This is a genomic window from Enterobacter sp. DTU_2021_1002640_1_SI_PRY_ASU_LCPMC_013, from assembly GCF_032389435.1.
Taxonomy (GTDB): Bacteria; Pseudomonadota; Gammaproteobacteria; order Enterobacterales; family Enterobacteriaceae; genus Enterobacter; species Enterobacter hormaechei_C.
Genome location: NZ_CP135594.1, coordinates 1,451,651 through 1,466,773 on the forward strand (window position 1 = coordinate 1,451,651; position 15,123 = coordinate 1,466,773).

Below are 15,123 nucleotides of genomic sequence, written 5' to 3' on the forward strand. Positions count from 1 at the left end.
TACAGTTGCCTGAAAGTGTTCGCGGGTCAAGTCAACCCTGGAGTAAACCAAGCCCGTCAATCAGTGCGCCGCGCCACCATGCGTAATCGTGACCCCCGGTATACATTGCGCAATGGCTGTCGACGCCAGCGGTAAGCAACTGCTGATGCAGCCGCTGAACGTGGGGTACCGTCGAACCTTCCAGCGATCCCACGCACAGGCGGATGCGCACGCCCTGCGGCGGGGCAGAAAGCAGATGTTCGCTCACCCATGACGTATCGGTTTCGCTGAACACGTTTGGCCGGCTGGCACCCTCTGGCGTCCACCACATCGAAGGAGAGTGGCTGAGCGCCAGCCCGAACGTTTCCGGTGCGTAACGAGCGGCCATGAGCGCGCTGACCCCGCCGAGGCTCTGTCCGGCCAGCACGGTGCGCGAACGGTCTGCCCACCGCCGCTGCGGGTGTTCGGCGCGGATCGTCGGCAACAACTGGTCGGCGATATCCTTTATCAGCTCGCTGCGCCCGCCGAGTATCGCAGTTCGCTCGTGTTCATCGATATTGTCGATGCCAAGTACAGCCACAGGCACGATGCGTCCGTTGTTTATGGCGGCGTCAATTGCCGCGCATACGCCAAGGTGATCGAACCAGGTTTCACCATCGGGCAGTACCACCAGGCCGAGGGGCTGCGAAACATCAACGTCCGGCAGATAGAGCCGAACCCGGCGCGATTCCCCGGCGAGAGTGCGCGCCGAGGTAAGCAATTGCCCGCTGGGTGACCCGCCGCGCCATTCGGACTGGGCGGGGGCTTTATCAAGCGCCAGCACCGACTCCTGTGTGCTTCCCCGAACGTTGATCCCCGGCGTTTTGTTTAGCGGATCGACGTGCCCGACGAGGGTAGCAAAGCGGCCTCCGGACTGTGCAATCGTCTCGGCCGGGGTGCCGGGGGGGATTTCCACCAGCGAATAGGAGCCGCAGTAGCTTGCGGGTAAACGCAGTGTCAGAGTCCAGATATCCGTCGCGGGAAGGGCGGTCATCATCCCTTTCGCCACGTGCTCTTTATCCGTCACCCGATTCAGACGCAGATAAACGCCCTGTAGAGGGTGCCTGGCGCGCCACAGAAATGTCACATCACGCTCGTCTTTCGCTCCGTCGACTGGCGTCACCAGCGGTACATTTAGCGACTCAGCGTCTCGCCAGAAGTCAGAAAGGTTAGCAATGTGGCCTGCTGCCAGCTGGCTGCGCAGCCTGGCGATAGCAGAGGGATGTTGTTGCATGTTCAGCATTCACTCTCTTTGAATATGAAGGGTGTCAGTATAAATAGCTAAAGCGGCTATTCCGGGAACAGCCGCTTTAGCGCGTGTTTTGTAATGTCTTACGTGCGCAATTACTCTTCCACGATTTCCCCCGTGATGTCGTGCTGGCGATGGGGAACAGAGCTGCCGACGCTGTCATGCCACAAGCGGGTGTAGAGGCCGCCGGCCGCTAACAGCTGTTCGTGGGTGCCGTATTCCGCAAGCTGCCCCTTATCGATAACGGCAATCAGATCGCAGCGCTGCGCGGTGGTCAGACGGTGCGCCACAATCAGCGCCAGGTGCTTCCCGGTGTGCGCGACGTCTGTTAACGATGACATCAATCGCTCTTCGGATGTGCGATCCAGGCGTGACGTGGCTTCATCGAGCAGCAGGATGTGAGCATTCGCCAGTTGTGCGCGGGCCAGCGCAATCAGCTGGCGCTGACCTGCGGACAGATCGGCACCGCCGTTATTCACCGGTGTGCGGAATCCCTGCGGCAGATTGCGCACCGTCTCATACAGCCCTGCCTGTTGAGAGGCAATCTCAACGTCGTCATTGGTACTGGATGGCCGTGAATAACGAATGTTTTCCGCGATATCACCACTAAACAACGCCACATCCTGATCGACCAGCCCAATCTGGCGACGGTAATCGGCAAGCGAGGCATCATCAATTATCCGATCGCCAATGCTGATCCTGCCGTGGGTGGGGGAATACAATCCGGCGATCAGCTTAATCAGCGTTGACTTACCCGCACCGCTGCGACCAACGACCGCGACGACCCTTCCCTCAGGGATTGTCAGGGTAAGTTTGTTCAGCGCGGGTTGAGGACTGTCGGGATAACTGAACGTGACCTCATCAAGATGCAGCGCGCCGGTGGCGGGCGGTGCGGAAGAGGGCTCGATGTTCTCTGTGCCTTCGGTCGCCAGCAGTTCATTGATATGTTTGCCGCTGGCCGTCGCCTGCTGCCAGGCGTCGACAATTCCTGATAACTGCTGCACTGGCCCATAGAATTGCCCCAGCAGCAGGAAGAAAGCCGCCAGCACCCCGGCGGTCATTTCGCCTTCGGCGACTCGCGATGCACCCACCAGAAGAACGGCGGCATAGGAGGCCTCGGTGCAGAAGGTCAGGAACGGGAAATAGACGGCAAGGTATTTTTGCGCACGTACGCGGGTCGCACGGAACCGATCCGATAACGCGCGCAGCCGGGCGGCTTCCTGTTCCTGCTGGCCATGCGATTGCACAACGCGCAAGCCGGAGACTTTCTCCTGCAGGGTGCTGTTGACTTTGCCTATTTCCAGCCGCGCCTGCGCATAAGCAGGGGAGCTGAGGCGGCGATAAATCCAGGTTGCCAGTGCGACCACTGGCACCGCGCTTAATGCCGTCAGCGCCAGGAGCGGGTCGAGCCAGAACATGGCGGCGGCGATGGCGAACATTGTCACCAGGCTGGTGGCTGCACCGGCAAGGCCGTTTTGCAGAAAGCGGGCGAGAGAGTCCACATCTACGGTCATGCGGGTCAGACGCGAATCGACATGCTTTTCATGCCAGGGGAGACCAAGACGCAGCATATGGCCGAAGCTGCGCAAGCGCACCGTATGCTGGACTGACTCTGCCGCTCTGGCGGCGAAGACAGTCTGTAGTGAATAACAGCACCAGCTCACGGCCACCAGGCACAGGGCGAATAGGGCACAGAGGCCGATAGTCGACATATCGCCTGTGGCAACGCCGGAGTCAATGCCGCGCTGCAGCAGTATAAGTACCCCGACGCCTGCCGCCGAATCGAGGGCGATCAGCAGGGCGGCGATGACGAACATCCACGCCACGGGCTTCAGCAGCGACGTGACTTTGTGGCCTTTACCGGCCAGCGCCTGCTGTACTGCATTTTCCGGCACGCGCGTCATACGGGCGACAAAGCCTTTATCCCCCGTCTGCGCCGCATCGTCTTGTGCCGCTGATACGGTCGGCCACAATCCGTTAGGCCCACAGTGGGAAGGCGCGAGGAAATCGCCGTCGCCGGTCATCAGCGCGCGGAACGCCGGACAGCGCGCTTCAAGTTCTGCCTGGGTTCCGGTGTCCACCACCCGGCCCTTATCCAGCACCACAATCCGGCTGGCTAACTGAAGCGTCGAACGGCGTCGGGCAATCACCAGCAGCATATGCTTTTCGTCAGCATAGCGACTCAGCGCGGTGTTGATCTCCGCTTCAGTACCGGCATCGACCGCCGAGGTGGTGTCATCGAGGATCAACACTTCCGGCGCGGTAATGAGTGCCCGCGCCAGCGCGATTCGCTGCCTCTGTCCGCCGGAAAGATTCGTACCGCGTTCGGTTAATTGGGTATCGAAGCCTTTCGGCAGGGCGTTGATAAAATCGCTGGCTCCTGCTGCCCACGCCGCGAGGCGAATGTCGTCCGCCGTTGCCTGAGGGTGCCCGTAGGCGATATTTTCCGCCACCGTACCGGCAAACAGAAAAGCATCCTCAAACACAACGCCTACCCGACGACGAAGCGCCTCCAGCCTGAGATCGCGGAGGTTCTGTCGGCCTGCGCTGGTGTTGAGCCATATCTCTCCGGCGCTGGGATCGTAAAAACGCGCCAGCAGCATCAGCAGCGTGGATTTCCCGGAACCCGATGCGCCCACTACCGCCACGGTTTCACCGGCGTGCAGGGAAAAGGAGACATCGCTGAGGATGCGTCTGCCGCCACGGTACTCGAAGCTCATATTCTCCAGTTGCAGCCCGATAACCTGACCGTTAACCGCCTCCGTCCCGTCTTCCATCTGCGAACGGGTGTCGATCAGAGCAAACACGCGCTCCACGGACGCCTGGGTGCGCTGGGCGATAACCAGAAACGATGCCAGTACACGGGTTGGCCCGGTCAGCATCGCGAGGAAGCTGGCAAACGCCACGAAGGTGCCGAGATCGATGCGCCCGTGCATAACCGACCAGCCGCCGTAGCACAGCAGGACGATTTGCCCGAGCACCGGTAGCGCCAGCATGGTGGCACCTGGCATCGCCTGCGAGATGGCCGCGCCGATGCGTACCCGCACCATCTGCCGCGACTGGCGATCCAGCCAGCGCGTTTCACGCAGCTCCGCCACGCAGGATTTTACCACTGAGATTTGCGCCAGCACCTCGCGCATATGTTCGGTGAGATTTGCCAGTCGGTCCGAGGCCAGCCCGGTTTGCGCAAAGACCCGGCGACGCGCGCGCAGCGCAGTGATAGCCAGGCATGCCAGTACGCACACGACGATGAGCGTCATGGCGGGTGACATCCACAGCATCACGGCAATGCCGGCAATGTAATAAGTGAACACCGCCAGCGGCACCGGGCACATCTGCAGCAGGGTATGCACCTGCTGCAGATCGCTGTTAGTCCGTGAAATCACCTGCCCGGTGCGCAGTGCGTCCTGGCCTGCGCCGTCAAGTTTTTGAATACTGTCGAATGCCCGTCCTCGCAGGGTGTGCTGCACCCAGAGCGAGAGCTCCCCGGCATAACCGCGGCGCACGTAGTTACCGATGAAATCAAAAAAGGCAATCAGCAATAGCCCGCAGGCCAGCCACGGCAGACGAGTCGGATTGCCCGCCAGCGCGTCGTTCACAGCTTGCCTTGTCAGCAACGGCGTCAGCGCGGCCAGCAGAATGGTCGAGACCGACGCTACCACTACGATGATGCTAAGTTTCTTACGTTCCCAGCACACGCGTGCCAGGCGAACTATCCAGGACCGCGCAGGAGTGGGAGAGTGAGTCGCAGGCATTAAGCCTCCTCCGTCTGTAAACAATAGGATCCAAGTCGGATCGCTGTGCAAAAAAAAGCGCCAGCCCGATCCGGTCCCGCATTGTTACGGGCGTATCTCCTGGATGCGTGCTGGCGTATGATCGTCATGACGGCGTAGTGGCTACCCTTTCTGTACCCTCGCGATCAGGCTTTTCGCCACCTCGCTCGGACAGGGTTGCGCTGCCATTTCCGCCGCTACCTCTTCAGAGGCGTCGCGAAGCGCGCGATTGTCGAGGAAAGCATTGATCATGCTGCTCGACAGGCCGTCGTCGCCGGGGATGATCCCGCAGCCGCGTTCGACAACAGCGCGGGCATTTACCGGGCGATCGGCACCCTGGCCGAAGACGATCTGTGGAATACCGGCGTGCAGCGCCGTCAGGGTATTGCCCGCGCCACCATGATGAATGAAGCCATCTGCGCCGTTCAGGAAGGCTCCCATGGGTATCCAGTCGACCAGGCGAACATTTGAGGGCAGTGAGCGCAGATCCGACCGCGCATTGGCCGAAAGATGCAGGATGATCTCGGCATCGACTTCACTGGCGGAATCCATCACCCAGGCGATCAGGTCAAGGCCGTCGACCATCGGTTTGACGGTACCGAGACTCACCAGCAGACGTTTACGGTCGGGCGTCCTCTCCCACCACGGTTCCCACACCGCGCCGCCGTTGTACGGGACGTACTGCATGGGAATAATGGGTTCTCCGTCGTTTTCAAGAATGCTCATGCTCGGTGGTGTTACGTCGATCCAGGCCATATCGCGCGGTGCGGCCCCAACGCCGTGGCGATGATAGGCGTCCGCGAGCGAACGCGTTACGCCTTTGATATGCCAGGGCGTATGGCCGAAGCCGACGGTTTGCATTACGACCGGTATATCGTATTTGGCGGCAATCAGAGGCCCGATGACGCCGAGCGGCGGGTAGATGATGAGATCGGGCCGCCAGTGTCCGGCAAACTCCACCAGGTGGTCGGCCATCTCTTCGCTGAAGAATGAGAAGTTGCCCATTTTTGTGCCGATGTTGCTTTCTTTTCGCTGTGCCTCGCGGCGGCGATAGTCAGCTTCAGAATCAAAACCGGGTGCGGCGTCAAATACCACCAGCCCTGCTTCTGCCGCTTTTTGGGCGAATTTTCCTCCGCTGGCGATCAGCACTTCATGGCCGTTAACGCGAAACGCCTGTGCCAGAGACAGCACAGGATACAGCAGCCCATAGAGAGGCGGGCCTACAAACAAAATACGCATGAGAAAATCCCTCTCCGCTTGACGAACTAAATCAGGAAGTCGACGCAGTCATATGCCAGCAGCAGGACGTTAATTTTCGTTAAGCCTGCTTTGACAGACGCCGCGTCCTTTTTGAGTTTCACCAGCCTTACGAACGGTCCTGTCGCTGACTATTCCGTGACGTAGGCTGGTGAATCGGGAATTCCTTGTCCCGGCTTCCATTAACGCTTACGCGCCGTTGTCCTTTTGAACAGCCCAGGCGTCGTGCTGCCACGCCGCGGTGTTCAGATGCATTTGTTGAGTGTGAGACCGTTCAACAAACCTGGAGAGGCTTGTTTCCTGATACCTCTGTATACCTTGCCAGATAAACCATCAGTGCAAATGCTAATGATAATAATTACTATTATCATGTGTGGGTTGCAACTATAATTAAGCACTTAATGCACAATGAATCGATTATGGGAAAAATCGCAGGTGGGGCTCAGCAGAAGGGGACTCTGTGGATTTAGGCACAAAATCCCACGCTTGCGGCGGTTTACAGGCGGACCTGGTGATTCTGTGTAATTGATGGCGGGGGTCTACGATGACGCTACTTCACCAAATAGCGCGGGTTTACCTCCCGTAAATACTGGCGATGTTACTATGATGCCTGATTCACTGCTGTTTATCGTTATGGAAAACCTGCGTAATGTTAACAAAATTCCCTCCCCGACGCGTAATGACCTGTGCTGCGGCTCTGCTAATTATTTTTAGCATCGCCTTGTTCTTCTTCCTGAGAAGCCCCGAGGTTCCTGAGTATGTTACCGCTCCAGTACGCATCGGCGATATTGAAAACGCCGTACTTGCTACCGGTCGAATTGATGCGATTGAGCGGGTCAACGTTGGGGCACAGGTTTCTGGCCAGGTTAAGTCGCTGAAGGTGAAGTTAGGCGATCGTGTCACTAAAGGACAGCTCATCGCTGAAATTGATGACGTGCCGCAGCGGAATGATTTACGCAACGCAGAAGCTGCTCTCAACGTGGTAAAAGCGGACCTTCAGGCTAAGCAGGCGCAGTTGAAGCAAGCCTCATTGCGTTTTAAGCGCCAGCGCCAGATGTTAAATGAGGATGCCAGCTCGAGAGAAGATTTCGAAACGGCTGAAACCACGCTGGCCAGTACCCGCGCTGAGCTATCGGCACTGAACGCCAAACTCGTCCAGGCGCAAATTGATGTCGACAAGAAAAAGGTCGATTTGGGTTATACAAAAGTTGTTGCTCCCATGGACGGCATTGTTATTGCCGTTGTCACCCAACAGGGCCAAACGGTTAACTCCAGCCAAAGTGCGCCGACCATTATCAAACTCGCACGTCTGGACGTGATGACAATTAAAGCCCAGATCTCTGAGGCGGATATCACGCGAATTTCACCGGGACAGAAAGCCAGATTCACCATTTTCTCTGAGCCGGATAAGCATTATGACGCCACGTTACGTACCGTTGAACTGGCACCTGAGTCGGTTATGAAAGATGATAGCCTTGCCAGCAGTAGCTCAGCCTCAGGGTCAGGCACGTCAAATGCTTCGGTGTACTACAACGCGCTGCTGGATGTCCCCAATCCAGAAAATCGGCTGCGAATTGCCATGACAGCACAGGTGACCTTGCTGGCTGGAGAAGCTAAAAATACGTTACTGGTGCCGATTCAGGCTGTGCACAAGGTGAGTGGCAACAAACAGCAGGTGCAGATATTGACCAGTGATAAGCGGCTGGAAACCCGTGAGGTCAAAACCGGCATTACTAACAGTGTGGATATCCAGATCCTGGACGGTGTAAAAGTCGGGGAACATGTTGTGTTATCGCAGCCGGGTGAAAAAGCGCCCGGGGAAGGGTTTGTATCTTGAGTAATATCATAGAACTCAAGGGCATCAGCCGCACCTACAGGAACGGTGGACAGGATCTCACCGTGCTTAAAGGGATTGATTTGACTATCGCTGCTGGGGAGATGGTCGCGATCATCGGCGCCTCCGGTTCCGGTAAGTCAACCCTGATGAATATTATGGGCTGTCTCGATGTCCCTGATTGTGGCGATTACTTTATCAGCGGTCAAAATGCCGCCCAGCTTTCACCTGACGATCTGGCAAGGATCCGCCGTGAGCACATCGGTTTTATCTTCCAGCGTTATCATTTAATGCCCGACCTGAGCGCGTTAAGTAACGTTGAAATTCCGGCGATTTATGCCAATAGTGAGCGCGAAAAGCGCCGTCTGCGCGCGGCGACATTGCTTGGAAGACTCGGGCTGGAAGGTCGTGAACATCATAAGCCGGGAGAGCTTTCAGGCGGCCAGCAGCAGCGTGTGAGTATTGCCCGCTCGCTGATTAACGGCGGTGAAATCATTCTGGCGGATGAACCCACCGGCGCGCTGGATACGCAGTCCGGTCAGGAGGTACTGTCAATACTCAGTGAACTGAATCAGCGTGGCCATACCGTGGTTATGGTGACACATGATATGAAGGTAGCGCAGCATGCTAACCGTATTATTGAGCTGCGTGACGGTGAAATTATTTCTGATACCGGCAGTCGTGTTACCTCCGGGGTTGCCCTTAAACGACCTGACAGCGTTCAGCAAAGCTGGTGGCAAAGTATTGTTGACCGTACCCGTGAATCCCTGCACATGGCGTTAAAAGCGATGAATGCGCATCGCCTGCGCACGACGTTAACCATGACGGGCATTATTTTTGGTATCGCCGCGGTTGTTACGGTGGTGGCACTGGGTGAAGGCGCGAAACAGCGAACCCTTGATAATATCAAGGAGCTTGGAACCAACGTGGTGAGCATCTACCCGGGAAGGGATTTCTTTGACGACAGCACTGAAGCCATTCGTACACTGGTCCCGGCAGACGCCGAAGCATTAGCAAAGCAGGGGTTTGTTGACAGCGTCAGCCCCGAAGTTAACGCTTCCGACAACATTCGCTTTCTGGGTAAATCCGCTACCGCCACGATCAATGGCGTTGGGCGCGATCATTTTCGCGTAAACGGTATTGAACTGTTGCAGGGATCAACTTTCCAGGACGATCGAAATGCCTCGCAGGAAGTCATCATTGATGAAAACGCCCGCAAGGCGTTATTTGACGATGCGGGACTCAAGGCACTTGGGCAAATCGTTTTTCTGGGTTCCGTGCCTGCACGGGTTGTCGGCATCGCCAAAGGGAACAGCCGAAGCTATGCGCCTAATCGCATTAACGTCTGGATGCCTTACAGCACGGTGATGTATCGAATGACAGGAAAACCGGTGTTGACCAGCATCAGCGTAAGGCTTAAGGATGATGTTGCCAACGAGGCAGCGGTCAGCGCTATTTCTCAGCTTCTCACTCAACGCCACGGCGTGAAAGACTTCCAGCTTTATAATTTCGAGCAGATTCGACAATCAATCGAACGGACCTCAATGACCTTTAGCATCCTGATTCTGATGGTGGCCTGCATCTCGCTGATGATCGGCAGCATTGGGGTGATGAATATCATGCTGGTGTCGGTCACGGAACGGACCCATGAGATTGGCGTACGAATGGCGGTCGGTGCGCGTCAGGGCGATATCATGCAGCAGTTTATGATTGAGGCTGTGCTGGTATGTCTAATAGGCGGAGTGTTAGGTATTGCACTGTCGTATGCCGCCGGAGCGCTGTTCACCGCGCTGGCAGGGGGCATTTTCACCGCCATTTATTCGTGGCAGGCCGCTGCTGCCGCATTCTTCTGCTCAACTTTAATCGGCATGATCTTTGGTTATCTCCCTGCCCGCAAGGCAGCAAGGATGGATCCGGTCGTTTCACTGGCCAGCGAGTAACCCATGAAAATATTATCCCCTTTAACGGTATGCCTTGCTGTCCTGCTTAGCGCTGGCTGCGCCGACTCTCTGAAGAGCGACTATCAGCCTCCTGAGGTGAAATACCCTGCCAACTGGTATCAGGCGGATGCTGCGGAGGAGAGGATGCCATTCGACTGGCAGGCCTTTAACGATCCAGACCTCGACGGCTGGCTGCGGCAGGTGATGGTGCGCAATAACGATGTCGCTGGAGCGGTATTGCGTGTTTATCGCGCCCGCCTGGAAGAAGAGCGGATTGGCATCACAAACGATCCGGGACTAAAAGGTTCGCTCGCGCTTGACGGTAAAAAACAGCTGAACAGCTCAGCCAACTGGAGCAGGGGCAGCGTTGCCAGTATTAATACCAGCTATGAGCTGGATCTGTGGGGCAAAATAGCGCGGCAGCGCGATGGGAAGGCGTGGGCACATTTTGCCTCGGAAGAGGATCTGCGTTCTGCACGCCTGACGCTGCTTTCAAATGCCAGTAATAATTACTGGCGCTTAGGCTTTATTAACCAGCAGCTGTCTGTCCTGCAACAAAGCATCAACTATGCAAAAGAGACGCTGCGCCTGGCTAACGCGCGTTATGCCGCGGGCGGTGCCTCCTCTCTGGATGTTGTGGATGCTCAGCAGGGCGTGCTTTCGCAGGAAAACAGGCTGGCGGCGTTGAAGAATGAACGTTTACAGGCGCTCAATCAGCAAGCCGTTTTGCTTGGAACCGCGCCGGGCAGCGCGATAGTCGAACCGAAAACGTTACCAATGGGACCACTGCCGCAGGTCAGTGGAAAGATCCCGGTCAACGTGCTGCGGCATCGACCCGATATCAGCGCTAAAGAGTGGCGGGTACGGGAAGCATTGGCCACCGTTGATGTCCAGCGTACTGCATTTTATCCAGCGTTTAGTCTGACCGGCTCGCTTGGCACCAGCAGCAGCAGCCTTATGGCCTTCCTGGAAAATCCTGTAGGCTCTGTTGGAGCAAACCTGACCCTGCCGTTCCTGGAATGGAGAGAAAGGGGCATGGACGTGAAGATTGCCCGCAACGACTACGAGCAACGGGTTCTGGAGTTTAAACAGGAACTTTACAAGGCGATGAGTAGCATAGAAGATGCGCTTGCTTTGCGTCATCAACTCCTGGAACAGGAGACGCTTCTACGTGAAGGCCTGGAACTGGCGAAAAAATCAGAGAGGCTAAACGAAGTTCGCTATCGCCAGGGCGCGGTGCGAATTTCTTTCTGGCTTGATGCTCAGGAGAAACGCCGTCAGGCCGAACTGGCACTGTATGAAAATCGCTTTAACCAGTTAAATAATCTGGCAAAAATCTATATGGAGTTCGGCGGTTCGGTATCTTTCCCCTGAATTGCGCAGACTCATTTACGTCTGGCAGCAATATGACTTGCTGCCGGGGCGCAGTTCGCAAGACATCCCTCGTCATTATTCAAACCCATCTCACAAAAATCGTTCCTCCCCTTTGATCGAAATTTCATCTCCGGCTATATGACTAGTCATATCATTTAAATGACTAGTCATATAGGAGGCAACCATGAATCAATCACTGCCAGCCAACTTCTTATGGGGCAACTCGGTGTCGAGCATGCAGACGGAAGGGGCCTGGAATGAGGGCGGAAAGGGGATGTCGGTGTATGACATTCGCGAAGCCGGTGAAAATATCTCTGACTGGAAAGTGGCCACCGACTCCTACCACCGCTACCGGGAAGATTTCGACCTGATGCAGGATCTGGGCATGAACTGTTACCGCTTCCAGATCTCCTGGAGCCGCGTCTGCCCGCAGGGTGACGGCGAGTTCAACGCCGAAGGCATCGCGTTTTATGACCGTTTTATCGACGATCTGATCGCCCGCGGTATCGAGCCGATGGTCTGCCTCTACCACTTCGATATGCCGCTGGCGCTGGCGCAGGAGTACAACGGATTTAACGATCGTCGCGTCGTGGAGGCGTTTATCCGCTACGGCAAAAAGATGATCGACTGCTTTGGTGACCGGGTGAAGTACTGGCTGACCTTTAACGAGCAGAATATTTTCCACATGCCGATAGCCTTTCGCATCTCCGGCTATATGAAGGGGGAGGAAACCCTGCGCGAGCTGTACGAAGTGCAGCATCACACCATGGTGGCGCACATGGCGCTGACCGAGTACCTGCACCAGACTAAGCCGGGCAAGCTGATGGGCGGCATGCTGGCGCACCAGCTGATTTATCCGGCCACCTGCAAACCGCGTGACATCTTCTGCGCCCAGCAGTACGACGAATTCCTCAACCAGAACCTGCTGCGCGTCTTCGCGGGCCAGGGCTACAGCCCGGCGGTGATGGCGGTGGTGGAGCAGGAAGGCTTCGGCGATATCTACCGCGCAGACGATCTCGCGCTGTTTGCGCGCACGAAGAACGACTTTATGGCCTTCAGCTACTACGCCAGCAAAACGCTGGACAGCGATGCCATCCCGGAAGGCACGCCGGTGAACTATTACCTGCTGCACGGCGAGAAAAACAATCCGTACCTGAAGGCCACCGAGTGGAACTGGCAGATCGATCCGCTGGGCTTTCGCACCATCATCACCCGCTATGCCAACGACTGGCGGATGCCAGTATTCCCGATTGAGAACGGCATTGGGGTGATTGAGTCCTGGGATGGCGTAAACCCCATAGAGGATACCTACCGCATCGACTACCACCGGGCGCATATCGAGGCCATGAAAGAGGCGATGTTCGAGGACGGGGCAGAGGTATTGGGCTATCTCGGCTGGGGGTTGATTGACATTCTTAGCTCGCAGGGTGACATGCGCAAGCGCTACGGCGTGGTCTACGTCAACCGTGAAAATCACGACCTGAAAGACCTGAAGCGCGTGCCGAAGAAGAGCTATGCGTGGTTAAAACAGGTTATCCATACCAACGGACGCGAGATGTAAGCCGTACGCTGCCGGGCCGTTTTTGTGACTGATTGATGGGAACTATCCGCTATGTCTGAAACAAAAATAACACCGCACATGCAGTCTTTTGTCGATAAATTTGTTGAGTTCTCAGCGCGCCTGGCAAACCAGGTGCATCTTCGCTCCCTGCGCGATGCCTTCGCCACGGTAATGCCGATTTTCATCCTTGCCGGTCTGGCGGTGCTGGTGAATAACGTGGTGTTCCCGTGGATTTTTGCGGGCGACACGCTTACGCAGTTTAAGGTGTGGGGCGAGGCGATCATCAACGGCACGCTGAACATCGCCGCGCTGCTGCTGGCGCCGATGATCGCCTGGTCGCTAGCGCGCAACAAAGATTTCGACAATCCGGTCTCGGCAGTGGTTATCGCCGTCAGCAGTTTCATCATCATGATGCCGATGCGCTTACAGATTACCCCCGTCGGCAGCGACGCCACGGTAAACGTTACCCAGGTGCTGACGTTCGCCAATATCGGCTCCACCGGGATTTTCGCCGGGGTGCTGATTGGGCTGCTCTCAACCGAGCTGTTTATCGCCATTTCACGGCTGAAGGCGCTGCACATTTCGCTGGGGGAGAACGTACCGCCAGCGGTGAGCAAATCCTTTACCGCGCTGATCCCGACGATCCTCACGCTCTCCCTGTTTGCGGTGCTGGCGGCCATACTGGCGAACGTGCTGCACACGGATCTGATCCATCTCATTACGACATTTATTCAGCAGCCGCTGCGGCTGATCAACACCAGTCTGCCCGGGACGATCTTCATTTACAGCTTCGGTAACTTCCTGTTCACGCTCGGTATTCATCAGTCGGTGGTCAACAGCGTGGTGCTGGAGCCGTTCCTGCTGATCAATACCAATGAGAATATGCTGGCCTTTGCCAACGGCCAGCCGATCCCGCACATCATTAACAACATCTTTGTGCCGACCTTTGGCATGGTGGGCGGGACGGGCAGCACAATCTCATTGCTGATTGCTATCTTCATCTTCTCAAGACAGAAATCAGCGAAGCAGGTGGCGCGTCTGTCGCTGGCGCCGGGTCTGTTTAACATCAACGAGCCGGTGATTTTCGGCCTGCCGATAGTCTTTAACCTGCCGCTGATGATCCCGTTTGTGCTGCTGCCCGCTATCGGGATTTACTTTGCGTGGCTCTGTACCACGCTGGGGCTCATGTCGCGCTGCGTGGTGATGATCCCGTGGACGACCCCGCCGATCCTCAGCGCCTGGCTGGCGACGGCGGGGGACTGGCGGGCGGTGGTGGTGCAGTTGGCAATCATCGTATTTGGTGTATTCTTCTACCTGCCTTTCCTCAAAGTTGCCGAGCGAGTGGCGTTGAAAAACAGCGGGACAGAACACTAATTTAAGGAAGGACGATGGCGGCGAAGTACATCACCATAGCGCGGGAAATTAAGAAACGCATTATCACCCAGCAGTACGCCGCCAATGAACCTCTGCCGGACCAGTTCGCGCTGGCGGCGGAGTTCAGCACCAGCCGGATGACCATTCAGCAGGCGATGCGTCAGCTGATCGTAGAAGGGCTGGTCTATACCCGACAGGGGCAGGGCACGTTCATCCGCAAAAATTTCCTCCAGCTTTCCCAGTGGGATCTCTCCGGCAGCGACTACTTCGGGGCGACCAAAACATGGGAACATTTAGGCACGGTGACGAGCCAGGTGGTGCACTTCGAACTGCGCTTCCCGAACGAGAAAGAGCAGGCATCGCTGATGATAAATCCGGATACGCCGATCTATGACTTTATCCGTCTGCGTTTACTGAACGGTGAGCCGATGTCTCTGGACGCTACGGTAATGCCGCTCAATCTGGTGCCCGGTCTGAACAAAACCCATCTTGAAAGTTCGGTGTTCCGGTATGTACAGGAGACGCTGGGGCTGAAGATCATGGGATCGTATCGGGTGGTGCGGGCGCTGAAACCAAATGCGCTGGATATGCAGCACTTAATCTGTGAACTGACCGATCCGGTGCTGGAGGTGGAGCAGGTGATCTATCTTGAAGATGGCACGCCGCTGGAGTATGCCCATTGTCACTATCGCTATGACCATGGCGGCATCGTTATCGTGAATAACGGATAAAAAAAAGCGGGC

9 protein-coding genes are annotated in these 15,123 nt (G+C 56.6%); 6 read left to right on the top strand and 3 right to left on the bottom strand.

The features are described 5' to 3' along the window. Positions 1-31: 31 nt before the first annotated feature. The 3 genes from RS584_RS06915 to iroB all read right to left on the bottom strand — a co-directional run bounded on the left by RS584_RS06915 (position 32) and on the right by iroB (position 6,279). On the bottom strand, positions 32-1,261 hold the full coding sequence (locus tag RS584_RS06915; protein WP_015571051.1) for an esterase family protein: 1,230 nt from the start codon (positions 1,259-1,261) through the stop codon (positions 32-34). 101 nt (positions 1,262-1,362) lie between these two features. Next, positions 1,363-5,022, bottom strand: coding sequence for a salmochelin/enterobactin export ABC transporter IroC (iroC, locus tag RS584_RS06920; protein WP_315749138.1), 3,660 nt, complete (start codon positions 5,020-5,022; stop codon positions 1,363-1,365). 141 nt (positions 5,023-5,163) lie between these two features. After that, a complete protein-coding gene (iroB, locus tag RS584_RS06925; protein WP_017384908.1) occupies positions 5,164-6,279 on the bottom strand; it encodes a salmochelin biosynthesis C-glycosyltransferase IroB in 1,116 nt (371 codons plus the stop codon). A 667-nt stretch (positions 6,280-6,946) separates the two neighbouring features. On the opposite strand from iroB, the gene RS584_RS06930 reads away from it, so the two are divergent. The 6 genes from RS584_RS06930 (at position 6,947) to RS584_RS06955 (ending at position 15,111) form a co-directional block, all read left to right on the top strand. After that, entirely contained in the window at positions 6,947-8,134 is a 1,188-nt protein-coding gene (locus tag RS584_RS06930) for an efflux RND transporter periplasmic adaptor subunit (RefSeq protein WP_039271269.1), read from the top strand. Then, a complete protein-coding gene (locus tag RS584_RS06935; protein WP_023296167.1) occupies positions 8,131-10,071 on the top strand; it encodes a MacB family efflux pump subunit in 1,941 nt (646 codons plus the stop codon). Before RS584_RS06930 ends, RS584_RS06935 begins: the two co-directional genes overlap by 4 nt. Positions 10,072-10,074: 3 nt before the next feature. Next, positions 10,075-11,445, top strand: a complete 1,371-nt coding sequence (locus RS584_RS06940) for an efflux transporter outer membrane subunit (RefSeq protein ID WP_315749139.1) — start codon at positions 10,075-10,077, stop codon at positions 11,443-11,445. Positions 11,446-11,629: 184 nt separating this feature from the next. Next, entirely contained in the window at positions 11,630-13,006 is a 1,377-nt protein-coding gene (locus RS584_RS06945; RefSeq protein WP_017384904.1) for a glycoside hydrolase family 1 protein, read from the top strand. A gap of 51 nt (positions 13,007-13,057) precedes the next feature. Then, positions 13,058-14,380 carry a PTS sugar transporter subunit IIC gene (locus tag RS584_RS06950; protein ID WP_040117415.1) on the top strand — a complete coding sequence of 441 codons (1,323 nt, stop codon included), beginning with the start codon at positions 13,058-13,060 and terminating at the stop codon, positions 14,378-14,380. Positions 14,381-14,394: 14 nt separating this feature from the next. Next, positions 14,395-15,111, top strand: coding sequence for a GntR family transcriptional regulator (locus RS584_RS06955; protein ID WP_315749140.1), 717 nt, complete (start codon positions 14,395-14,397; stop codon positions 15,109-15,111). Positions 15,112-15,123 lie beyond the last annotated feature (12 nt).

What these genes read in the sequence shown, in the direction of transcription:
- RS584_RS06940 (WP_315749139.1), top strand. Translation starts at nt 10,075, where the DNA reads ATGAAAATATTATCCCCTTTAACGGTATGCCTTGCTGTCCTGCTTAGC.
- RS584_RS06955 (WP_315749140.1), top strand. Translation starts at nt 14,395, where the DNA reads ATGGCGGCGAAGTACATCACCATAGCGCGGGAAATTAAGAAACGCATT.
- RS584_RS06930 (WP_039271269.1), top strand. Translation starts at nt 6,947, where the DNA reads ATGTTAACAAAATTCCCTCCCCGACGCGTAATGACCTGTGCTGCGGCT.
- iroC (WP_315749138.1), bottom strand. Translation starts at nt 5,022, where the DNA reads ATGCCTGCGACTCACTCTCCCACTCCTGCGCGGTCCTGGATAGTTCGC.
- iroB (WP_017384908.1), bottom strand. Translation starts at nt 6,279, where the DNA reads ATGCGTATTTTGTTTGTAGGCCCGCCTCTCTATGGGCTGCTGTATCCT.
- RS584_RS06950 (WP_040117415.1), top strand. Translation starts at nt 13,058, where the DNA reads ATGTCTGAAACAAAAATAACACCGCACATGCAGTCTTTTGTCGATAAA.
- RS584_RS06915 (WP_015571051.1), bottom strand. Translation starts at nt 1,261, where the DNA reads ATGCTGAACATGCAACAACATCCCTCTGCTATCGCCAGGCTGCGCAGC.
- RS584_RS06945 (WP_017384904.1), top strand. Translation starts at nt 11,630, where the DNA reads ATGAATCAATCACTGCCAGCCAACTTCTTATGGGGCAACTCGGTGTCG.